Consider the following 19,529-nt stretch of genomic DNA (forward strand, 5'->3'; position numbering starts at 1 on the left):
TGGCCGGGGCAGTGCAGCACGTCGAGGCGCACGCTGCCGACCTCGACCCGGTCGCCGTCGGCGAGCCACTGGTCCGGGGTGAACGCCTGCGCGGGCGGAAAGCCGAACAGCTCGGCCTGTTGCGGCAGCGCGTCGAGCCAGAACTGCTCCTCGCGCTGCGGACCGATGATCGGGATACCCAGCGCATCGCGCAGTTCCGCCGCGGCGCCGACGTGGTCGAGATGGCCGTGGGTGAGCAGGATGCTTTGCAGCTTCAGATCGCGCCGCGCCGCTTCGGCCAGCAGGCGCTCGGCCTCGCCGCCGGGGTCGATCAGCGCGGCGCGACCCGCTTCGTCCCACAGCAGCGAGCAGTTTTGTTGATACGGGGTGACAGGGAGGATGGTAAATTCCATGCACCGATTATCCGCCGAATCTTTCCCGACATGTCCGCACCCGACGCCCTGTTGCTGCTGTCCACCCACTGCCCGCACTGCCCGGCGGTGCTCGCCGCGCTCGCCGATCTGCTCAAGCAGGGCACGCTCGGCCGCCTCGAAGCGGTCAATCTGGAACAGCACCCCGAGGTGGGGCAGGCGCTGGGGGTGCGTTCGGTACCCTGGGTGCGGATCGGCCGCATCGAACTCGCCGGTGTGCACACCAAGGCCGAACTCGCCGAATGGGCGGCCAAGGCCGACAGCGAGGAAGGTCTGGCCGACTATTTCCACATGCTGCTGAAGCAAGGCCAGCTGCCGCGTGCGCAGGCCATGATCGAGGCCGAACCCGCCTTGCTGGCGGCGGTGCTGCCCATCGTCGGCAATGTAGACGCCAGCCTCAACGTGCGGCTGGGGGCCGGCGTGCTGCTGGAAACCTTTGCCGGCAGCGACACGCTGCGCACGCTGCTGCCGCAACTGGGAACGCTGTCGCAGCATGCCGACGCACGGGTGCGGGCGGATGCCTGCCATTACCTGGGGCTGACCGGCGAGGCTGCGGCACGGCCATGGCTGGACGCGCGGACCACGGACGACGATGCGGACGTGCGCGAGATCGCAGCGGAAAGCCTGGACCGGCTGCCGCCCGAAACATGACCCCGATGGCGGGGCAGGGGCTGGCCTGGCATCTCCTTCGGTGCTACAGTTCCGACTGTACCGCCTGGGCCTCGCCTGGGCGGTTTTCATTTGCGCTTTGATGCAGGAGCACTCCATGGAAATCACCAATCGGCCCGCCATTACCGTATCCGAAAGCGATCTGGATCGCCTGGAAGCCATGCTCTCGGCCTTGCCCGACGATCACCCCGGCGCGGAGGCGCTGCACGAAGAACTCGATCGCGCGCAGATTCTTCCTCCCGATGAAATGCCGGCTGATGTCGTCACCATGAATTCGCGTATCCGCTTCGTGATCGAGCCTGCCGGCAAGGAGATGGAAATGACGCTGGTCTATCCGCGTGATTTCACCGGCGCACCCGGCCAGTTGTCGGTGATGGCGTCGGCCGGCATCGCCGTGCTCGGTCTCTCGGTCGGCCAGCACGTCGAATGGCTGGCGCCGGGCGGACAAAGCGTGCGTGCGCGCATCGTTGACGTCACCTATCAACCCGAACGCACAGGAGACTTCACCCTGTAACGCCGTCCGGGATCGCGCCCGGCCCGCTGCGATTCCACCTGCCCACCCTGCGCCTCATGTCCGTCCCCGCCGCCTACGTCGGCATGATCCTGATCTGGTCCACCACGCCCCTGGCCATCCAGTGGAGCGCGCAAGGGGCCGGCTTCAGCTTCGCGGTGATGGCCCGCATGCTGATCGGGCTGGCGATCTGCCTGCTGCTGTTACGCGCCCGCCGCATCCCGTTTCCGTTCACCCCGGCTGCGCGGCAGCTTTACGCGATCAGCGGCCTGTCGATGTTCGTGTCGATGCTGCTCACCTACTGGGGTGCGCTGCACATCCCCTCGGGGTTGATTTCGGTCATCTTCGGGCTGTCGCCGCTGGTCACCGGCGTATTCGCGGCGCTGTGGCTGAGCGAGCGCACGCTCACTCCGATTCGCTTGGCAGGACTGGGGCTGGCGCTGGCCGGACTGTGGCTGATCTTTGGCCAGCCGTGGCCGGGAGACAGCCAGGCCACGGCTGGCATCGCCGCCGTGGTGGCAGGCATGGTCATGCAGGCGCTGGGGCTGGTGTGGATCAAGCGGCTCAACCTGCGCGCCTCGTCGCTCGCCATCACTACCGGATCGCTCGGCGTCGCCGCACCCTGCTTCGTGCTGGCCTGGCTGCTGACTGACTCCGCCCAGCCGCCGTCCGGCATCACGCTGCGCGCCGGCGCGGCCATCGTCTATCTGGGCATCCTCGGTTCGGTGGTGGGCTTCACCCTGTACTACTTCGTCATCAAGCATCTGGATGCCGGACGCGTCGCCCTGATCACGCTGATCACTCCGGTTTCCGCGCTGCTGCTGGGGCAGACCCTCAATCACGAATGGATCCCGGGAAACGGCTGGGCCGGCATCGCGCTGATCGGCGCCGGGCTGTCGCTGTACGAATGGCAGGCTCTGCGGCAGTTATTGATTCGGCCAGACGAAGTTTGAAGTGACATCAAGGCTCGGCTTGCTCAGGCTGTGTGCGGCAGCGAGGAAGGCCGAATCAATAACCGTTAAAACAGCGTCCTATAGAAACGGCCCAGTGAACCGGTCAAAGCAGGATGCCGTGAAAAATACCGTGCGGGTTCAAACATCGTCGGGCCGGGTCGATAGGCAGACGCCGGGCGAGACCGCAGGACCGACGCTCCGAACCGACCCGGCAGCGCGTACTCCGCGCTTGCCGCCCTGCATGCCCCAAAATGAAGCGTTTGTTGATATCATTATCTTTAATAATATATTTAGAGCACCCCATGTCCTTGCTCCGTTTTTCCTGCACCTTCAGCCTGCTGCTCTTCGCCGCCTGCGCCCACGCCGCCCCCAGCCGCAGCGCGGAAAAGCCCGCCGCGCCGTCGCCCGAAGCGATGCACGAAAAACTGGCGCAGATCAGCCAGGACCCGGCCAGGCTGTCGGCGGCGATCCAGCGCGGGCAAAAGGACGCTGCGGTCTGCCGGCACTGCCATGGCAGCGGTGGTAACAGCGTGCTGGTCGAGGTGCCCAATCTGGCCAGCCAGAATGCCGGCTATCTGCTGGAGCAGATGAACAAGTTCGTGCTGGGGCAGCGCAAGTCGTCGGCCTTCATGGAAGGGATGATCAAGGCCCTCAGCCCGGACGAGCGCATCAACATTGCGCTGTTCCTGTCGCAGCAGCCGGTCACCCGCAAGCCCGCCGGGGTGAACCCGCAGAGCCTTGCCGGCGGGCGGCTGTACGCCTCACTGTGCGTCGCCTGCCATGGCGCGGACGGCGGCGGCAGCGGCAAGATTCCGCGTCTGGCCGGGCAGCAGACCCAATACGTGGAGGACTCGCTGAAACGCTATCGCAGCGGCAGCGGCGAGCGCATCGATCCGCGAATGGCCGCCTACACGCGCAACCTGAAGGACGGCGACATCCAGAATCTGGCCGCCTACCTGGCCGCCATGCAGCCCTGAGCCGCAAAGCCGGGGGCACCTCCCCGCAAGGTTTGCGGGTTTGCCTGAATCCTGCAGCCGATTATTTCTTGAACAGGTCGTCCAGCGAAGCGGGGGGCGCGGGGGCGACTTCGCCGCCGCCATCCTGGCGGACAAACAGCGCGTCGAGCGCGCCGCGGCTGGCCTGTGCCATCGCCGCGCCGCCGCCGCGATAGGCCTCCAGCCGCGGCACGAACCAGCCGCAATCGTTGGCGCGCGTCTTGTCGGCGACGCGTTCGGCCGCCAGCTCGCGGCACTGCCCGGCACGGTGCACGTCATGGTGGCGGCACGATTTGCAGACATGCAGGTCGGCCCGACAACTCGGGCACGCCTCGCGCCGCCCCAGCGGCAGCAGCATCCCCGCCAGGCTGGCGCCGCATTTCCAGCAGACCAGGCTCATGGCGTGAGCAGCGCGTGATACTGCAGGTCGGCCAGCGCGACCTTCTGCAGCGCGCGTGCGTGGGTTGCATCGAGGATCACCGGCGGCGCCACACCGGCTTCCGCCGCGTCGAGCCAGCGCACCGCGCACACGCACCAGCGGTCGCCCGGCTGCAGGCCGGGAAAATCGTATTCCGGCACGGGGGTGACCAGGTCGTTGCCCTGCCGCAGGGAATAGTCGAGAAATGCCTGGGTCATCTGTACGCACACCGTGTGGCCGCCGATATCCTGCGGCCCGGTACGGCAGGCGCCATCGCGCAGGAAACCCGTCATTGGCGCCACGCTGCACATCTGCAACGGGCCGCCCAGCACACTGCGCGCGTCATCCACATTACGCTCCATCAATCAGGGCTGCCGGCCGGCGCGGTAAAAGCCGGTGCCACGCTGAGCGCGGGCGCCGTGGCCGCAGCGGCACGGGTTCGTTCGACATGCGCCAGCACGCTGGGGGCCGGATAGCCGTCGGCCGGCAGTTGGTGCATCACCTGGTAACGCCGGACGGCACTTTGCGTGTGCGGACCGGGCAGGCCGTCCGCGGTGCCGGCGTCGAAGCCCATTTCGTTCAGGGCCTGCTGCATGGCTTGCAGCTGCGCCGTGCTGAGCGCACCCGCTTCGCCCGCCGGGGCCGCCAGCGCGCCGCCTCCAGCCAGCTGTCGCGCCAGCTGCGCCACCGTCAGCGCGTAACTCTGCGAACGATTCCACTGCATCACCACGTCGAAATTGTCGAACACCATGAAAGCCGGTCCCTGCCAACCTTGCGGCAGCACGACCGCGGTCTTGCCCGCGGCGGCGGGCAAAGCCGCGCCGTCCGCCGCCAGCACACCAAGCGCCGTCCACGCCGCCACCGGCAGGCGGTGGGCCACACGGGCTTTGCGCCAGTCGAAACCCTGCGGCAGGCGCACTTCCAGCGCCACCGCTTCATCCGCACGCCAGCCGGCACGCTGCAGATAATTCGCGGCGGAATGCATGGCGTCGGGCAGCGACTGCCACAGGTCGATGCGGCCGTCGCCATCACCATCCACCGCGTAGGCGCGGAAGGTCGACGGCATGAACTGCATGTGCCCCATCGCGCCGGCCCACGAACCGTTCATGTCGATTGCGGCGACGTGCCCGGCGTCGATGATGCGCAGCGCGTCGAGCAGCTGGCTGCGGAAGAACCCGCTGCGCCGCCCGTCGAAAGCGAGCGTGGCGAGGCTGGCCGGAATGTTGAGGCTGCCGAGCGTGGCGCCGTAATTGGTTTCCAGGCCCCAGAATGCAACCAGCACCGCTTTCGGGATGCCATATTGCTGTCCGACCGCGTCGAGCAGCGCAGCATGTTCTGCCATCAAGGCCTGGCCGCGCGCGACCTGCGTCGGGGTGACGCGCCGCCCCAGGTAATCCGCAAAAGTCTGCAGGAACTCCGGCTGGCGGCGGTCGAGTTCGATCACGCGCTCGACCGGCGTCGCGCCGCTCAGTGCGGCGTCGAGGGTGGCGGCGGAAATGCCCTGCGCCGCCGCCTCCTTGCGGAAGTCGGCAAGCCAGCTGTCGAAGTCGCTTGCGGCGTGGACGGGCGCCATCGCCAGCGCCGCTAGCAGGCAAAGGACGCTACGCATTTTTTTGCAGCCAGTATTCGAGCAGCGCCAGATGCCACAGCTTGCTGCCCTGAATTCGGGTGTGATGCTGTTCCGGCGCGGCCAGCAGCGTGTCCACATAGGCAGGTTGATACAGGCCGCGTTCGCGGCAGGCCTGCGAAGTCAGAATATCCTGCATGAAGTTCAAAAAATCTCCACGTACAAATTTGAGCGCAGGCATGGGGAAATAGCCTTTCTTACGGTCGATCACTGCGTCGGGGATCAGGCCGCGGGCAATTTTTTTCAGTACATGTTTACCCTCGGACGCCAGTTTCAGTTCAGCCGGCATCGATGCCGCCAGTTCCACCAGCTGGTGATCGAGGAAAGGCACGCGCGCTTCGAGGCCCCATGCCATGGTCATGTTGTCGACCCGTTTCACCGGATCGTCGGTGATCAGCATGGTCGTATCCATGCGCAATACCTGATCGATGAATTCGTCGGCGAAAGGTTCCGCCAGATGCGCAGCGATTATTTCCGCCGTGTAGTCCGGACCGTGATACGCCGGCATCGCCATGTCGAGGAATTCATCGTGATCGCGGTCGAAGTAATGGCGACGAAAACGATCGAGCGCCGAGCCGGATGTTTCCGCCGCCATGCGCGGATACCAGAAATAGCCGCCGAACACCTCGTCGGCGCCCTGCCCGCTTTGCACCACCTTCACCGTCTTGCTGACCTGTTCGGCCAGCAGATAGAACGCCACCGCGTCCTGCGCGAACATCGGCTCGCTCATCGCATCGACCGCCTCGGGCAGGCGGCGCAGCACTTCGCTGTTCGGGATCAGGTATTTATGATGGCGGGTGCCGTACATCTCCGCCACCGGGTCGGAGTATTCGAACTCGTTGCCGCGCTCTTCCGGCTGGTCTTCGAAGCCCACCGAAAACGTCATCAGGTCGGGCACCCCCTGCTCCGCCAGCAGCGCCACCAGCAGGCTCGAATCGAGACCGCCGGAAAGCAGCACGCCGACCTTGACGTCGGCGATCTCGATGCGCTTTTTCACCGCCTGCCTGAGGCCTTCGTGAATCGCCTCGGTCCATTCGGCCTCGCTCTTCGGCACCGCCGGACGCTGCGCCCGCAGCGACCAGTATTTACGGTGGCTGATTTCGCCGCGCGCATTCACGGACAGGGTGGTGCCGGGGGCGAGCTTGCGGATACCGTTGAAAATGGTGCGCGGCGCCGGCACTACCGCATGCAGCGTGAACAGATGATGCAGCGCGACGGCGTCGATGCCGGTGTCGACGCCGCCTGCGGCGAGCAGCGCCTGCGGGGTCGAGGCAAAGCGGAAGCAGCCCTGATTTTCACTGTAATACAGCGGCTTGATGCCGAGGCGGTCGCGCGCCAGGAACAGCGTCTCGCGGTTCCAGAGGGCGAACGCGAACATGCCGTGCAGGCGCTCGACGCAGGCTTCGCCCCATTCCAGGTAGGCGCGCAGGATGACTTCGGTGTCGCCGTCGGAATGGAAGACGTGGCCGCGCGCGATCAGTTCGGCGCGCAGTTCCGGGTAGTTGTAGATGGTGCCGTTGAACACCAGCGCGGTGCCGGTCGCGGCGTCGAGCATCGGCTGGGCCGAACGCGGCGACAGGTCGATGATCGCCAGCCGCCGGTGCCCCAGGCGCACCGGCCCGTCGGCGTGCTGGCCTTCGGCGTCCGGCCCGCGTCGCGCCAGTTTGGCCAGCATGCGTGCCATCGCCTCCGCGTCGGGCGCCGTGTTGTCGAACCGGAATTCACCTGCTATGCCGCACATAACTTACACAAACCTTTTCATGATTGAGGGAAAATTTTAGCGCCTCAGCAAGGACACGCTTGGGGTAAAGATGGCAAAAGGGGCAACGTTTTGTGGCGGCTGTGTTCATGCCAAGGTCATCAAAGCCCATTCAGAAAATCGGCGACGGTCTGAATCAGCAGGCCGCCCGCCTTGCTGCGATCATTCATCAGAAACCCGAAATCGCGGAGATCGCCGGTGAGCAGGACATCTGCCCGGCAGGCGTGTGCGGCGCGATAGATGGGACGGTCCTTGTCCGGCAATCCGGCCGGGCAATCCTGGGCTGCTGCATCGGGTGACATGCGTAGGCCTTGAGCCAACGCGTCCAGCCGCTCCGATCCGTCGGGAAATTTGAGCGCGAGGTTGCGGCGCGCTTCTTCCAGCGCGTAGGCGCTGGTGACGAGTTGCCACAGGCCGGCCTGGCCGAGCTCAATGACCAGGGCGGCTTTGCCTTTGGGGTTGTGCGCCGCCGTGAAAAGTATGTTGGCATCGAGAAAGAGGCGCATCAGGCTTTTTGCAGCCGGGCCAGAATGCGCTTGCGCTCAGCGGCGGTCAGCTTGTCCTCGCTGTCCCACTGGGCAATCTGTTCGTCGGTATAGCGTTCGATCTCCAGCACGGCTGCGGGTTTCAGGGCAAGCTCGCCATTACGCGTTTCGATAATCACGGCGCTGCCGGGTGCGATGCCGAGCTGCTTGCGCATGTCGGCCGGCAGGGTGATCTGGCCGCGATTGGAAACGATGAGGGTTTCACGCATTTTGCTTCTCCGAAATACGGAAATTCCGTCATTCCGATAATAGTCCTGCGCCCGGCATTCGTCCACCAAGCCCGGCTTGCCGAGTCGTCACGCCGCCAGTGGCGGCTCGTCCATCAGGGCAATCTGCTCGCGCAATTCGAGGATCCGCGCCTGCCAGTACTGCTGCGTATTGAACCACGGAAACGCGGCCGGAAAAGCCGGGTCGTCCCAGCGGCGTGCGAGCCAGGCCGCGTAGTGGATCAGCCGCAGGGTTCTCAGCGCTTCGACCAGATGCAGCTCGCGCGGATCGAATTCAGCGAAGTCCTCGTAGCCCGCCAGGATCGCGCCCATCTGCGCCTGCTGATCGTCGCGCTCGCCGGACAGCAGCATCCACAGATCCTGCACCGCGGGGCCCATGCGGCTGTCGTCGAAGTCGACGAAATGCGGCCCCGCCTCGGTCCACAACACGTTGCCGGCGTGGCAGTCGCCGTGCAGGCGGATGGCACGGACGGGGCCGGCGCGTTCGTAGCAATGCGCTACGCTTTGCAGCGCATGTTCGACCACGCTGTCCCACGCGGCGGTCAGGTCGGACGGCAGCCAGTTGCCGCTGCGCAGAAAATCGCGCGATGCGAAACCGAAGGTATCGAGGTCGAGCGCCGGACGATGCGAAAAACTCGCCTGCGCGCCCGCCGCGTGAATGCGCCCGAGGAAGCGCCCCATCCGCTGCAGGGTGCCGGCGCGGTCGAATTCGGGCATGCGCCCGCCCTGTTTCGGGTACACCGCAAAGCGAAAGCCGGCATGCGTATGGAGCGTGGCGCCGTTCAGCGCCAGCGGCGCCACCACCGGGATTTCGCGCGCGGCGAGCTCGATCGTGTACGCGTGTTCTTCCAGGATCGCGGCGTCGCTCCAGCGCTCGGGGCGGTAGAACTTGACCACCACCGGGGCGGCATCCTCGATCCCCATCTGGTAGACGCGGTTCTCGTAACTGTTCAGCGCCAGCAGGCGGCCATCCGCGCGCAAGCCGGTGCTGTCGAGCGCGTCGAGCGCGCAGTCGGGCGTCAGCGCAGAATAGGGGTGGGACGAATCCATTATGGACTGGGGCAAAACGGCTATACCCAAAGGGTACACGTGCTCGAAAATATTAATGGGATAGATAATGCCTCAACTCGCCGCTTCCATCGCCACTGCATGACGACGCCCGATCCTTTCAGCATGGAACTCTCCCGCCACATCTGGGAGACCCGCTACCGTGCCGCAGGCGAGGCCGGCATCCACGCCAGTTGGCAGCGGGTGGCGCGGGCGATCGCAGCGGCGGAAAACCGGGAGCGCGACGCCTGGGCCGAGCGCTTTCTCGCGCTGCTGGAGGATTTCCGCTTCCTCCCCGGCGGGCGCATTCTCGCCGGCGCCGGCACCGGCCACCGGGTGACGCTGTTCAATTGCTTCGTCATGGGCGAGATCGCCGACGATCTGGCGAGCATTTTCGAGGCGCTGAAGGAAGGCGCGCTCACCATGCAGCACGGCGGCGGCGTGGGCTACGATTTTTCCACCCTGCGCCCGGCCGGCATGGTGGCGGCCGCCACCGGCAGCATCGCCTCCGGCCCGGTGTCGTTCATGCGCATCTGGGATGCCATGTGCGCCACCATGCTGTCGACCGGCGCGCGGCGCGGCGCGATGATGGCGACGCTGCGCTGCGACCATCCGGATATCGAGACCTTCGTCGATGCCAAGCGCGACTCCGCGGCGCTGCGCCATTTCAACCTGTCGGTACAGGTCAGCGACGCCTTCATGGCCGCGGTGGCGGACGACCGCGACTGGCCGCTGGCCTTCCCCGGGCTTGCGAACGCGCGCACGCTGAAGGCGCGCGAGCTGTGGCAGCGCATCCTGCGCGCGGCCTACGACACCGCCGAACCCGGCGTGCTGTTCGTCGACGCCATCAACCGCGACAACACGCTCGCCGACCGCGAAACGCTCACCGCCACCAATCCTTGCGGCGAAATTCCGCTGCCGCCCTACGGCGCCTGCGACCTCGGCTCGCTCAACCTGGCGGCGTTCGTGGTGTCGCCGTTCGCCGCCGATGCGCGGCTCGACCTCGACGCGCTGGCCGACGCGGCGCGGCTCGCGGTGCGCTTTCTCGACGACGTCATCGAGGTTTCGCGCTACCCGCTGCCAGCGCAGGCAGAGGAAGCGCATCGCAAGCGGCGCATCGGGCTGGGCATCACCGGGCTGGCGGACGCGCTGGTGCTGCTCGGCCTGCGCTACGACAGCGCGGCGGCGCGCACGCTGGCGGCGCGCACAATGCAGGCGGTCCGCGATGCCGCCTACCGCGCATCGATCGAACTGGCGCGCGAGAAGGGCGCCTTCCCGGAATTCGATGCCGGGCCGTTTCTGGCCAGCGGCTTCGCCGCCCGCCTGCCGGCCGACATTCGCGACGCCATCGCCGCGCACGGCATCCGCAACAGCCATCTGCTGGCGATCGCTCCTGCCGGCACCATCAGCCTGCTGGCCAACAACATTTCCAGCGGTATCGAGCCGATTTTCGCCGCCGCGGCCGAGCGCCGCGTGCTGGCAAGCGACGGCGGCTATCGCAGCCATCGCGTGATCGATTACGCCTGCCGGCTATGGCAGCAGCACGGCGGGGCCGGCACCCCGCCGGCCTTGATCGAGGCGCGCCAGATCGACCCGCTCGCCCACCTGCAAATGCAGGCCGCGCTGCAGCCTTTTGTCGACAACGCGATTTCCAAGACCATCAATGTCGCCGCCGACATTCCATTCGAACGCTTCGAGGATCTCTACCGGCAGGCGCACGCGCTCGGCCTCAAGGGCTGCACCGTATTCCGCCCCAATCCGGTCACCGGCGCCATCCTCAGCCAGCCGCCTGCGGACAGCCCGGTTCAGTGCTGCAGCCCCGAGCGCGAGGCGGATTAAGCCGCGCTGCATGAACGTGGCCAGCCCTCATCCGGCAGGCCGTAGCCGCCCGGCACCCTTTTTCGGCGCAGTTGGCCGACAATGGGCGGGCCGCGCCTGCCGGCGCCGGCTGCCTATACGGCACCATGGGAAAGGATCCTGAATGCTGCGTTTTCTGTTGTCTGCCCTGGCCATCCTGGCCTGGCTACCCGCCACCTCGGCGGCAAGCCTCGATGCCCTGCTGGCGCGCACCGCGCCGCCGCCCGGGGTGGTGTTCGAAATCGTCGACCGTGACCCGCAGGCGCTCGATCACGCGCTGCCCTGGGTCCAGCGGGCCGCGCAGCAGCTGAAGGCGCGCTTTCCCGGCATGCCGATGGCGCTGGTGGCGCACGGACAGGAAATGTTCGCGCTGCAAACCGCGCAACGCGAGGGCAACGCGGCGACGCACCGGCTGGCCGAGAGCTTGGTGCGCGACGAAGGCATCCCGCTGCACGTGTGCGAAACGTACGCCGGCTGGCGCGGCGTGGCGCCGGAGGCCTTTCCCGCCTATGTCGACGTGGCGCCGGCGGGGCCGGCGCAAATCCGCAATTACGAAGCGCTGGATTATGTGCGGCTGGTGGTACCGCGGGCGGCGACGCTGCAATGAACCCGCGCATCGGCCTCGCCCTCGGCAGGGGCTCAGCGCGCGGCTGAGCGCCGCCTACGTGGGCGGCGAACTCGACCGGCTGGAAGCCTGGGTACGCAGCCTGCGCGTACAGACCGTGGTGGGCTTTCTCGATTTTTCGCTCGGCAGCGGGCTGATCAAGGGCGACAAGCTGATCGAGTGCTTCCGCAGCGCACCAGCACGCCCCGGTGGATGCCGAAAACCTGACCGACAGCATGATGGCGCGCATCCAGACCGGCATGTCGCAACTCGGCCTCAATTCCGGCAACGAACCCCGGCCGCCGGCCATGCTCGACGTGCTGGCAAGCAGCATCAACATCATGCAGGTGCTGATTACCCGCAGTCGGCTGGCCGGCGATCCGGCGGACGTGGTGGTGACGCCGCTGCTCGCGAACCTGGGCCTGATGGAGTTTCACCGTGCCGGCGTCGCCATCGACGCCGGGCGGCGCGCGATGGAGGCGGCCATTCCGCAACTCAATGCACGTCTGAACAGCGCCTGAAACGGGCGCCGGAACTTATGCGCCCGACGCGCACAGCGCCAGCTTGCCTGCGCGATCCAGCTGTTTGATCGCCGCTTCGCGCCGCGTCGCCTCGGCGCGATTGGCAGCGGCTTCGGCATACACCAGCTGCACCGGGCGGCGGCTGCGGGTGTAGCGCGCGCCCAGCCCGCCGGCGCCGTTGTGTTCGGCGACGCGGCGCGCGAGGTCGGTGGTGATGCCGGTGTAGAGCGAGCCGTCGGCGCAACGCAGCATGTAGACGCACCACGCGGCGGCGTCACCGGAAACGGCCGCCACGTTCAGCTCATACGTCGGCGGACAGTTGTTGCGCCCACAGCAGCGCATCCATATGCACGGCGTTGATGTCGGCCACGTCGCGGCCGATCTGCCCGGCCAGGGCTTCGAGACTGCTCAGATCGTCCTGCTCGCAGGCAATCGCCAGCGCCAGATAGGGCGCATACGGCCCGCGTTGCGAGACGATGGCCTCGGTGATTTCGGCGGGCAGGCTGATCTGCTTCAGCACCTGCTCCATCGGCATGCGCATCACCACGTCGAGCAGCGAAAACAGTCCGGCGACGAAAATCTCGTCGCGCGCCTTGGCGAACAGCGCCCGCCCGGCCAGCTGCTCGGCCACCCGGCCGCGCACCAGGGCATTCTCCAGCACCGCCTGGTCGAGTTCCTGGGTCTGGCCGCCGGTAAACAGGATCAGCGTCAACCAGCGATAGAGTTTGTCCTGCCCCATCACCATCAGCGCCTGCTCGATGCCGCCGACTTTGCTCACCAAGCCCATGCCGGGGGAGTTGACGTAGCGTAGCAGGCGCACCGACAACGCCGGGTCCTGGCGGAAGTGCCCGGCCAGTTCAGGCTGCTCGGCGCCGGTACGCACCCGGTTCATCAGGTCCAGCACCTTGGCGCGTGACGGCCCCATGACCGGGGTGGCGAGCGTTTCACGGCGGGTAATGAAAGGCCCCATGAACAAGGCAAACTGCAGCTTGTGGCACATGTGGAATGCTTCCAGCGTTTGCACCTCGGTCGCCACAAAGCGTTTTCCGGCCACCACTTTGGACACCGCGGCCATTTGCGCGGTGATGGCGGGCATGTCCTCGCTGCCGACGTCCATCAGCACATAATCCGCAAGCTGCAACAGCGCATGCCGCTCGGGCCGTATCGCCACGTCGGCATACAGGGCAAAACTGAATCCACGCGCCTTCAGTTCGGCCATCCGGGCAAGCAGGGAATCGTCGATCGGGGTCTGGCCGTCGATCCGCAGAACCCACACCGTGCCGGCAGCGGGCCAGGTATCGATCAGCGGAATCGACAGGCTGGCCGGCACCACAGGAACAAACGCCAGGCGCTGCCCCAGCAGGCGCGCGACATCCATGCGCTGGAGATTGCCGAGCAGGGTTTCATCGTAGAGCCGCTGCATGTCGGGCAGCGCCCTATCGCGCTGCTCATCCGGCGCGCGGCGCAGCATGAACGTGTAAGCCGCCACCTTCTGGTCGCGTCCCAGTATGGCCTCGCGACGCATCACCGAGGGCGCTTTGGCCGCCGGCCTGGCTGCCGGCTCTGCCGCGGGCGGCACGTTACCCTGCGGCGGCGGAGCGGCGGTATCCCGGCTCCCCGACCACATTCCGACAAGACGATTCAGCACGCTTCATTCCTCCACGACAAACCTGGGCGCATCAGCAGAATAATCGGCAGCGCCGTGAAAGACTGAAGCCCGTTCGTGCAAATTTTGCCGGCCGGTTTACAGCGGACGCTTGATCGAGACGATACCGCGCAGCATGCCGGGGGCATAACCCGTGGCCTTGTCGAGCGGGTAATCGGCGGCCAGGCGCGCTTTCACGCCATCGGGAATCGCGGCCGGATCGCCGTGGCAGGTCAGGCACAACGGCAGCACCGGCAGCGCCTTGGCGTAGCGGAACTGCTTGCCGGTCGGCGTGCTGACGATTTGCCAGGTGTCGAGCGTCTCGGGCTTTTCCCCCGCGGCCAGCCGTTTTTCCAGCCCGGCCTGGGCTTCGGCCTCCCACGCATCGGGCACGGCGGACGGATTGCGGTTTTTCGGGCTGACGCGCGTGGCCTGCAGGCCGAACTGTTTCGAGACCTCGGCCGCGATCTGCGGCGCGCGTTCCTTGCAGACGCCGATCGCCCCCTCCGCGCCCTTTTCACCGATCGCCGCTTTCAGTTCACCACCGAGCTTTTGCGTCAACGCGGCAGAGGCCTTGCGCGCGTCCGCCACCATGACGGCCTGTTGTTCGGCGCTGGGGCCGCTGGCACAACCAGCAAGCAGCGCGGGCAAGGCAAGGGCGATCAGGGCAGGGGCTTTCATGGGGGTTCTCCGGAGAATGAACACGTGCGGGAATTCTAACACCCCCCGCTGTTATGCTAGTGCGACAGGGTTTCAGAAACATTAGCGAGGTTCAGAATTGAACAAACACCTCTATCAATATTTTTTTCGCGGCCTGATCACCGCCTTGCCTCTCGGGCTGACGGTCTATCTGCTTTATGTTTTCCTGAGCTGGACCGAGACGCTGGCCATGCAGTTGATCCGCCCGTTCGTCGGCGAATACTACCTTCCGGGGATGGGCCTGCTGCTGGGAATCGTCGGTATTTTCCTGCTCGGATTCCTGGTGTCGCAACGCGGCACGGGCAGGCTGCTGTTGCTGGTGGAACTGCCCTTCACCAACCTGCCGGTGGTGAAAAGCATCTATTCCTCGTTCAAAAACTTTGCCGACTACTTTTCCCCCCAGCGTGAAAAGGGCACCCAGCAGATGGTGGTGATCCTCAGAATGCCCGGGCAGGCGCTCGAGGTAGTGGGACTGCTCACGCGCCAGCACGTCGACGACCTGCCTGGCGGTTTTCTGCAGGGCGACCGCGTGGCGGTTTATCTGCCGATGGGCTACATGATCGGCGGCTATACGGTTTTCGTACCGCGCGACTGGGTGCAGCCGCTCGACATGTCAGTGGAAGAGGCGATGCGCGCATCGCTGTTTGCCTGGATGGACGGCGCCCGCAGCAAGGATGCGTCAGTCCCCGTGCCGCCACAACCGGGCGGCGACGCCAACTGAGGCAGGAGCCGGGCCGCCGCATGCAGATCGAATGCTACGCTCAACGCCTGCTCAACCCGTTTCGCGGGGTAGTGCACGTCATTCGCTACCTCTCGGCCGAGGCGGTCACCACCGACGGCATCGAGTGGGATATCTATGTCGCCAACGACGCGCTGCTCGACGGTCTGGGACGCGCCGGACGGCGGGCGCAGATTTCCGACATCCGCTATGGCCACTGGTCGGCGGAAACGGGACTGAAGCGCGGGCCGCTGTACCCGTCGGACGATTTCAGGCGGCTGGAAGAGATGGGCGCGGTGGTCTACGAGCACCTGCTCAGGGTGCATCGCACGGTGCCGTTCGCCTTTCGCGATCAATTCGAGCTCTGGCTGCTCGACCGCCACGACCAGCCGCTGGCACTGCTGCACAGCGTGTGCACCGACAGCGAGACCGACACCAAGCCGCCGCTCGACTGGCGCGCCGGCATGGCCGCGCAGGAACGCTTCCAGAGTGCGGCGATTGCCGGGCTCGACGAATCCGCCGGCGAGTACCTGACGCGTCATGTGAACAGTCTCGCCAGCGGCGTGGCGCAGTGGTTCCGCCGCTCGGACGACGGTGCCGGGCTGGGGCTGCACACGCTCAGGGGGAGCGACGAATTGCACGGGCGCGTGCTGGAGACCGACGCCTTCCCGCCGCTGTTCATCGCCACCGCCGGCATGGATGCGGCGCACGCCCGGCTGGTGCATGACTACCATGCCTGGCAGGCGCCCTGGATGCTGCTGCTGCCGCAGCTCGATGCCGCCGCCCGCGGCACGCTCGAAGCCTGCGCCTGCCGCCAGGCCGAATTGATCGAAAAACACTGCCGCCTGTATCCCGCCGTCATCGACCGTGCCGCCTTGCAGGCCGCGCGTGTGGAAGCGGCCCTGGTGCGCGGCCTGCCACGCAAGAACCGGCAGGACGATGCGCTGCCGCTGTTCTACAGCGAACTCGGCGTCAGCGAAGGCGAATAATCAGGCGGCGGCGTTGCGGACGGCGCATGCTGCGTCACATCCGCACCGGCTCGAAGGTCGCATCCAGATTCTGGTCGTCGCAGTAGTCCAGAAAATCGCCGCGCAGGGTGGCGATGTGGGCGTCGGCGGGAATACCCAGCGTCATGTGGACGGCGAACATCGGTGCGCCGGTGTGCGGGGCAGGGTAGGTTTCGGTGTCGAGCGCTTCGATGTTGATGTGCAGCCGCGCGAAGAAGTTGGCGAGGCTGTTGACGATGCCGGGCTGATCGAGCGCGGCGACTTCGACGGTGTAGGGAATCAGCGGCTTGTCGGACCGCGTGGGGCGGGTGCGCTGCTGGGTGAGCGAAAGGCCCAATTCTTCGGCGACGGCAGGGAGCCGCGCTTCCAGTTTGGCCAGCGCATCCCAGCTGCCAGAAACCCGCATCAGCAGCGCGAAACGCCCGCCCAGCGCGGCCATCCGCGATTCTTCGATGTTGCAGCCACTGTCCGAAATACGGCGGGTGAAACCTTCCACCAGGCCAATTTTGTCTTCCCCGCTGGCGGTGATGACGAGTGATTCGGTGTCGTTGGACATTAGATGAGCTCCCGGTCGGACAATTCTTTTTTGATATACGCATAGAAGATCGGCGCGGCAATGACGCCCTGCACGCCGAAGGCGGCCTCCATCGCCAGCATGGCGATCAGCAGTTCCCAGGCGCGCGCCTGGATCTGCCCGCCGATGATACGGGCATTCACGAAATATTCGAGCTTGTGGATGACGACCAGGAACGCCAGCGAAGCCGCCGCAACGTGCAACGAATGCGACAGCGAAATGACGACGATGACCGTATTGGAAATGAGGTTGCCCAGCACCGGCAGCAGGCCGACGATGAAGGTGACGACGATCATGGTTTTGGTGAAGGGCAGGTGCACCCCGAACGCCGGCAGCACCAGCAGCAGGTAAGCCGCGGTCAGCAGCGCATTGAGCGCCGAGATGCGCATCTGCGCAAACACCACCCGGCGAAACGCCTCGCCCAGGCGGTTCACCCGTTCGCACATGGCTTGCGCCAGCGGCGCCAGCGTCTGATGCGGACGCGCTTCGCGCAGCGCCACGAAGCTGCCGATGATCAGGCCGATGATGAAGTGAAGCAGCCCGCGCCCGGCGTCGCCGCTGAGCTTGCGAATATCCTGCGCATGGGTGCGCAGCCATTCGACCAGCCCCGCGCGGATCACCGACTCGTCGCCTTGCGGCAGCCATTCGGCCGCCCACAGCGGCAGCAGTTCGCGCGAGTTTTCGATGATCTCGGCCATTTTCGTCAGCAGCCCCGCCAGCCCGCCTTCGGTGCGCAGATAGAGGATCGCGCCCGTCGTCAACCCGCCCAGCGCGCCCAGCACGATCAGGGTGATGAGCGACACCACCAGCACCTTGGCCCAGATGTGGTCGAGGCGGCCAATGACAAAACGCGGCGCCAGCAGATGCACCAGTTGCGCCACCAGCAGGCCGGCCAGCAGCGCCGGCAGCAAGTGGAGCTGCAGGACGAGCAGCAACCCGGCTGCCATCATCAGCCAGGCGGCGATCTGGTAGCGGGTGGCGGGCGAAGATACGGGGACAGCGCTCATGGCGGCACAGTGCCAAGAAAAGCGTTGCTGAGCAAGCGCCCGCAGTTGAAATGATTCGTCCCGTGCATCCGGCCGCCTGCGGTCACCGTTTCGGATCGGCAGCGGCCATCGGCGCAGACGGATTGCCATGAAACAAAGCCCGCCAAATTGCAGGCTTTGTTGCTTCTGCCGCAGCCGCCGCGCTGGCAGCCGCAGCACCCGGTTCAGCCTGCCTTGCGGCGCAGCATGCCGAGGCCGGCCAGGCCGATCCCCAGCAGGGCGAGGCTGGCAGGTTCGGGCACCGGGTTGAGCGGCTGCATGGACAGCGACAGCGTGTAGGCGCCTGTCCCGATCGAAGTCTGGTTGTCGATGTACGACACCGCGCCGAAGCCGGCGGGCGCCAATCCCTCCATCAACCAGGCCTGGTTGCTGGCAGTGATTGCAAACATGGCGTAGTCGCCAATGCCGATGTAATAGGTGCCGGCGTTGATTGCGTAGCTCAGCAAGGCGTCGACGCCGCTGCCGGAATCGTCATCCCCGGCCAGTGCATTGAAGCCTGCATCGAACAGGCCGATCTGCGCGTCGATCGAACCGGTGGCACTGATCGACAGGGTACCGCCGGTTCCAAACACGACCTTGTACACATCGCCTTCATCCGCTTCGGTGATGTTGCCCTGTATCACGGAGTCCGTCGCCAGTTGGGCCGACGCGAGAAAGTTCGAGGCGTCACCCAGTTCCATATAGGCGGCCTGGGCCGGGCTCAGGGAGGAGGCCAGCATGAGGGCCATGCCGTAAATACGCAGGTTTGAGTTCATGTTTTCCGCTTTCTTGTCGGTTTTTGGGTTTTATTGTCGCGAACCGGGCCGGAGCTGCTGGAATCCTGGCAGCATCGGGACTGGCAAGCCGTAGCACCTAAAGCAGCTTGCATGCCACAGTTCGGCGCGAAACATGAACCGCTTTTTATTACAAAAGCTTAAATGCAGATACTCGCGTCAGCTGGCGTCTGGCAGCCGCAATTTATTGTACGAACTGTAAAAAACCCCGACACCCGGATGCGGCGTATCGCGGCAATACTCAGGCTTCAGCCCGATAGCCCAGCGCGGCGCCGGTCTGTGCCGCTGCCTGCTGCAGCGCCTCGGCCCAGCCCGCCTTGTGGCGCTCGGCCGGCGCCGAGATCGACAAGCCGGCGACCAGCTTGCCTTCGGCATCGCGGATCGGCGCACCGATGCACGCCACCCCCAGTTCGGCCTCCTCGCGGTCATAGGCCAGGCGTTCGTGGCGGATCGCCCCCAGTTCGGCACCGAGCCGCTCCAGCGAAGTCAGCGTGTTCGGCGTGTAGGCCGGCAGGCCGGTGCGCTCAGCGTAGCCCATCACGCCGCTGGCGCTGTCTTCGGCGAGGAAAATCTTGCCCACTGCGGTGACGTGCAGCGGCGCATGCGCACCGACCACCTGCACCACCTGGATCAGGGTCTGGCCGCCCGACACGCGCTCGACGTAGACCGCCTCGTCGCCGCGCCGCACGATCAGATTGACCGTCTCGCCGGTCAGCTCAGCGAGTTTTTGCATGTACGGCATCGCCACCTGACGGATATTCAGCCGGGCGCGTAAGCGATTGCCCACTTCCAGCCAACGCACGCCCAGATCGTATTCTCCGGCGCCGGTTTTTTCGACCAGGCCATGCGCCATCAGCGCACCGAGGATGCGGTGTGCGCTGGCGGTGTGCAACCCGGCCTCGCCAGCGAGCCGGGTCAGTCCGA

General features: G+C 66.0%; 24 protein-coding genes. 9 read left to right on the plus strand and 15 right to left on the minus strand.

Going from position 1 to position 19,529, the window contains the following annotated elements; genetic code table 11:
• A partial coding sequence (locus Q0L94_RS11750) for an MBL fold metallo-hydrolase (protein WP_296753473.1) occupies positions 1-392 on the minus strand: 392 nt, incomplete at its 3' end.
• A gap of 30 nt (positions 393-422) precedes the next feature.
• On the opposite strand from Q0L94_RS11750, the gene Q0L94_RS11755 reads away from it, so the two are divergent.
• The 4 genes from Q0L94_RS11755 to Q0L94_RS11770 all read left to right on the plus strand — a co-directional run bounded on the left by Q0L94_RS11755 (position 423) and on the right by Q0L94_RS11770 (position 3,520).
• Complete coding sequence (locus tag Q0L94_RS11755) at positions 423-1,061, plus strand: HEAT repeat domain-containing protein (RefSeq protein WP_296753475.1); 639 nt, start codon at positions 423-425, stop codon at positions 1,059-1,061.
• Between the two features lie 115 nt (positions 1,062-1,176).
• Positions 1,177-1,593, plus strand: coding sequence for a nucleoside diphosphate kinase regulator (rnk, locus tag Q0L94_RS11760; protein ID WP_296753477.1), 417 nt, complete (start codon positions 1,177-1,179; stop codon positions 1,591-1,593).
• A gap of 56 nt (positions 1,594-1,649) precedes the next feature.
• Entirely contained in the window at positions 1,650-2,543 is an 894-nt protein-coding gene (locus Q0L94_RS11765) for a DMT family transporter (RefSeq protein ID WP_296753478.1), read from the plus strand.
• Between the two features lie 302 nt (positions 2,544-2,845).
• Positions 2,846-3,520 carry a c-type cytochrome gene (locus Q0L94_RS11770; RefSeq protein ID WP_296753480.1) on the plus strand — a complete coding sequence of 225 codons (675 nt, stop codon included), beginning with the start codon at positions 2,846-2,848 and terminating at the stop codon, positions 3,518-3,520.
• A 61-nt stretch (positions 3,521-3,581) separates the two neighbouring features.
• Here the strand turns inward: Q0L94_RS11770 and Q0L94_RS11775 are convergent, their stop codons facing one another.
• The 7 genes from Q0L94_RS11775 to Q0L94_RS11805 form a co-directional block, all read right to left on the minus strand.
• Positions 3,582-3,938, minus strand: a complete 357-nt coding sequence (locus Q0L94_RS11775) for a hypothetical protein (RefSeq protein WP_296753481.1) — start codon at positions 3,936-3,938, stop codon at positions 3,582-3,584.
• A complete protein-coding gene (locus tag Q0L94_RS11780; RefSeq protein WP_366799471.1) occupies positions 3,935-4,306 on the minus strand; it encodes a DUF2237 domain-containing protein in 372 nt (123 codons plus the stop codon). The genes Q0L94_RS11775 and Q0L94_RS11780 overlap by 4 nt, the downstream gene beginning before the upstream one ends.
• An 11-nt stretch (positions 4,307-4,317) precedes the next feature.
• Positions 4,318-5,565 (minus strand): lytic murein transglycosylase, encoded by a 1,248-nt coding sequence (locus tag Q0L94_RS11785; RefSeq protein WP_296753485.1) that lies wholly within the window; start codon positions 5,563-5,565, stop codon positions 4,318-4,320.
• On the minus strand, positions 5,558-7,324 hold the full coding sequence (locus tag Q0L94_RS11790) for an N-acetylglutaminylglutamine amidotransferase (RefSeq protein WP_296753486.1): 1,767 nt from the start codon (positions 7,322-7,324) through the stop codon (positions 5,558-5,560). The genes Q0L94_RS11785 and Q0L94_RS11790 overlap by 8 nt, the downstream gene beginning before the upstream one ends.
• Positions 7,325-7,443: 119 nt before the next feature.
• Complete coding sequence (locus tag Q0L94_RS11795) at positions 7,444-7,848, minus strand: PIN domain-containing protein (protein WP_296753487.1); 405 nt, start codon at positions 7,846-7,848, stop codon at positions 7,444-7,446.
• A complete protein-coding gene (locus Q0L94_RS11800; protein WP_296753489.1) occupies positions 7,848-8,096 on the minus strand; it encodes an AbrB/MazE/SpoVT family DNA-binding domain-containing protein in 249 nt (82 codons plus the stop codon). Before Q0L94_RS11800 ends, Q0L94_RS11795 begins: the two co-directional genes overlap by 1 nt.
• A gap of 87 nt (positions 8,097-8,183) precedes the next feature.
• On the minus strand, positions 8,184-9,164 hold the full coding sequence (locus tag Q0L94_RS11805; RefSeq protein ID WP_296753490.1) for a serine/threonine protein kinase: 981 nt from the start codon (positions 9,162-9,164) through the stop codon (positions 8,184-8,186).
• Positions 9,165-9,287: 123 nt separating this feature from the next.
• Here Q0L94_RS11805 and Q0L94_RS11810 point away from each other — a divergent pair, with 123 nt between their 5' ends.
• The 3 genes from Q0L94_RS11810 (at position 9,288) to Q0L94_RS11820 (ending at position 12,143) form a co-directional block, all read left to right on the plus strand.
• Positions 9,288-11,000 (plus strand): adenosylcobalamin-dependent ribonucleoside-diphosphate reductase, encoded by a 1,713-nt coding sequence (locus Q0L94_RS11810; RefSeq protein ID WP_296753492.1) that lies wholly within the window; start codon positions 9,288-9,290, stop codon positions 10,998-11,000.
• A 142-nt stretch (positions 11,001-11,142) separates the two neighbouring features.
• On the plus strand, positions 11,143-11,625 hold the full coding sequence (locus tag Q0L94_RS11815) for a hypothetical protein (RefSeq protein ID WP_296753494.1): 483 nt from the start codon (positions 11,143-11,145) through the stop codon (positions 11,623-11,625).
• Between the two features lie 206 nt (positions 11,626-11,831).
• The gene (locus Q0L94_RS11820; RefSeq protein ID WP_296753495.1) at positions 11,832-12,143 is read left to right on the plus strand and encodes a hypothetical protein; all 312 of its coding nucleotides are present in this window, start codon (positions 11,832-11,834) and stop codon (positions 12,141-12,143) included.
• A gap of 15 nt (positions 12,144-12,158) precedes the next feature.
• Here the strand turns inward: Q0L94_RS11820 and Q0L94_RS11825 are convergent, their stop codons facing one another.
• The 3 genes from Q0L94_RS11825 to Q0L94_RS11835 all read right to left on the minus strand — a co-directional run bounded on the left by Q0L94_RS11825 (position 12,159) and on the right by Q0L94_RS11835 (position 14,469).
• Positions 12,159-12,395 (minus strand): GIY-YIG nuclease family protein, encoded by a 237-nt coding sequence (locus tag Q0L94_RS11825; protein WP_296753512.1) that lies wholly within the window; start codon positions 12,393-12,395, stop codon positions 12,159-12,161.
• A 49-nt stretch (positions 12,396-12,444) separates the two neighbouring features.
• Positions 12,445-13,791, minus strand: coding sequence for an HDOD domain-containing protein (locus tag Q0L94_RS11830; protein WP_296753496.1), 1,347 nt, complete (start codon positions 13,789-13,791; stop codon positions 12,445-12,447).
• A 96-nt stretch (positions 13,792-13,887) separates the two neighbouring features.
• Complete coding sequence (locus tag Q0L94_RS11835) at positions 13,888-14,469, minus strand: DUF3365 domain-containing protein (protein WP_296753498.1); 582 nt, start codon at positions 14,467-14,469, stop codon at positions 13,888-13,890.
• A gap of 97 nt (positions 14,470-14,566) precedes the next feature.
• Between Q0L94_RS11835 and Q0L94_RS11840 the strand changes: the two genes are divergently transcribed.
• Together Q0L94_RS11840 and Q0L94_RS11845 are read left to right on the plus strand one after the other, a co-directional pair.
• Positions 14,567-15,208 carry a DUF502 domain-containing protein gene (locus Q0L94_RS11840; RefSeq protein WP_296753500.1) on the plus strand — a complete coding sequence of 214 codons (642 nt, stop codon included), beginning with the start codon at positions 14,567-14,569 and terminating at the stop codon, positions 15,206-15,208.
• A gap of 20 nt (positions 15,209-15,228) precedes the next feature.
• A complete protein-coding gene (locus tag Q0L94_RS11845) occupies positions 15,229-16,194 on the plus strand; it encodes a hypothetical protein (protein ID WP_296753502.1) in 966 nt (321 codons plus the stop codon).
• A 34-nt stretch (positions 16,195-16,228) separates the two neighbouring features.
• On the opposite strand, the gene Q0L94_RS11850 is transcribed toward Q0L94_RS11845, so the two are convergent.
• From Q0L94_RS11850 to Q0L94_RS11865, 4 genes are all read right to left on the minus strand, one after another.
• Positions 16,229-16,768 carry a glycine cleavage system protein R gene (locus tag Q0L94_RS11850; protein WP_296753504.1) on the minus strand — a complete coding sequence of 180 codons (540 nt, stop codon included), beginning with the start codon at positions 16,766-16,768 and terminating at the stop codon, positions 16,229-16,231.
• Positions 16,768-17,793 carry a hypothetical protein gene (locus Q0L94_RS11855; protein ID WP_296753506.1) on the minus strand — a complete coding sequence of 342 codons (1,026 nt, stop codon included), beginning with the start codon at positions 17,791-17,793 and terminating at the stop codon, positions 16,768-16,770. Before Q0L94_RS11855 ends, Q0L94_RS11850 begins: the two co-directional genes overlap by 1 nt.
• A gap of 203 nt (positions 17,794-17,996) precedes the next feature.
• On the minus strand, positions 17,997-18,587 hold the full coding sequence (locus Q0L94_RS11860) for a DVUA0089 family protein (protein WP_296753508.1): 591 nt from the start codon (positions 18,585-18,587) through the stop codon (positions 17,997-17,999).
• Positions 18,588-18,846: 259 nt separating this feature from the next.
• A partial coding sequence (locus Q0L94_RS11865; protein WP_296753510.1) for an IclR family transcriptional regulator occupies positions 18,847-19,529 on the minus strand: 683 nt, incomplete at its 5' end.

The organism is Thiobacillus sp., assembly GCF_024708915.1.

Coding starts and splice junctions, on each gene's coding strand:
- Q0L94_RS11755 (WP_296753475.1), top strand. CDS start 423: ATGTCCGCACCCGACGCCCTGTTGCTGCTGTCCACCCACTGCCCGCAC.
- rnk (WP_296753477.1), top strand. CDS start 1,177: ATGGAAATCACCAATCGGCCCGCCATTACCGTATCCGAAAGCGATCTG.
- Q0L94_RS11765 (WP_296753478.1), top strand. CDS start 1,650: ATGTCCGTCCCCGCCGCCTACGTCGGCATGATCCTGATCTGGTCCACC.
- Q0L94_RS11770 (WP_296753480.1), top strand. CDS start 2,846: ATGTCCTTGCTCCGTTTTTCCTGCACCTTCAGCCTGCTGCTCTTCGCC.
- Q0L94_RS11775 (WP_296753481.1), bottom strand. CDS start 3,938: ATGAGCCTGGTCTGCTGGAAATGCGGCGCCAGCCTGGCGGGGATGCTG.
- Q0L94_RS11785 (WP_296753485.1), bottom strand. CDS start 5,565: ATGCGTAGCGTCCTTTGCCTGCTAGCGGCGCTGGCGATGGCGCCCGTC.
- Q0L94_RS11790 (WP_296753486.1), bottom strand. CDS start 7,324: ATGTGCGGCATAGCAGGTGAATTCCGGTTCGACAACACGGCGCCCGAC.
- Q0L94_RS11795 (WP_296753487.1), bottom strand. CDS start 7,848: ATGCGCCTCTTTCTCGATGCCAACATACTTTTCACGGCGGCGCACAAC.
- Q0L94_RS11800 (WP_296753489.1), bottom strand. CDS start 8,096: ATGCGTGAAACCCTCATCGTTTCCAATCGCGGCCAGATCACCCTGCCG.
- Q0L94_RS11805 (WP_296753490.1), bottom strand. CDS start 9,164: ATGGATTCGTCCCACCCCTATTCTGCGCTGACGCCCGACTGCGCGCTC.
- Q0L94_RS11810 (WP_296753492.1), top strand. CDS start 9,288: ATGGAACTCTCCCGCCACATCTGGGAGACCCGCTACCGTGCCGCAGGC.
- Q0L94_RS11815 (WP_296753494.1), top strand. CDS start 11,143: ATGCTGCGTTTTCTGTTGTCTGCCCTGGCCATCCTGGCCTGGCTACCC.
- Q0L94_RS11825 (WP_296753512.1), bottom strand. CDS start 12,395: ATGCTGCGTTGCGCCGACGGCTCGCTCTACACCGGCATCACCACCGAC.
- Q0L94_RS11835 (WP_296753498.1), bottom strand. CDS start 14,469: ATGAAAGCCCCTGCCCTGATCGCCCTTGCCTTGCCCGCGCTGCTTGCT.
- Q0L94_RS11845 (WP_296753502.1), top strand. CDS start 15,229: ATGCAGATCGAATGCTACGCTCAACGCCTGCTCAACCCGTTTCGCGGG.
- Q0L94_RS11850 (WP_296753504.1), bottom strand. CDS start 16,768: ATGTCCAACGACACCGAATCACTCGTCATCACCGCCAGCGGGGAAGAC.
- Q0L94_RS11855 (WP_296753506.1), bottom strand. CDS start 17,793: ATGAGCGCTGTCCCCGTATCTTCGCCCGCCACCCGCTACCAGATCGCC.
- Q0L94_RS11860 (WP_296753508.1), bottom strand. CDS start 18,587: ATGAACTCAAACCTGCGTATTTACGGCATGGCCCTCATGCTGGCCTCC.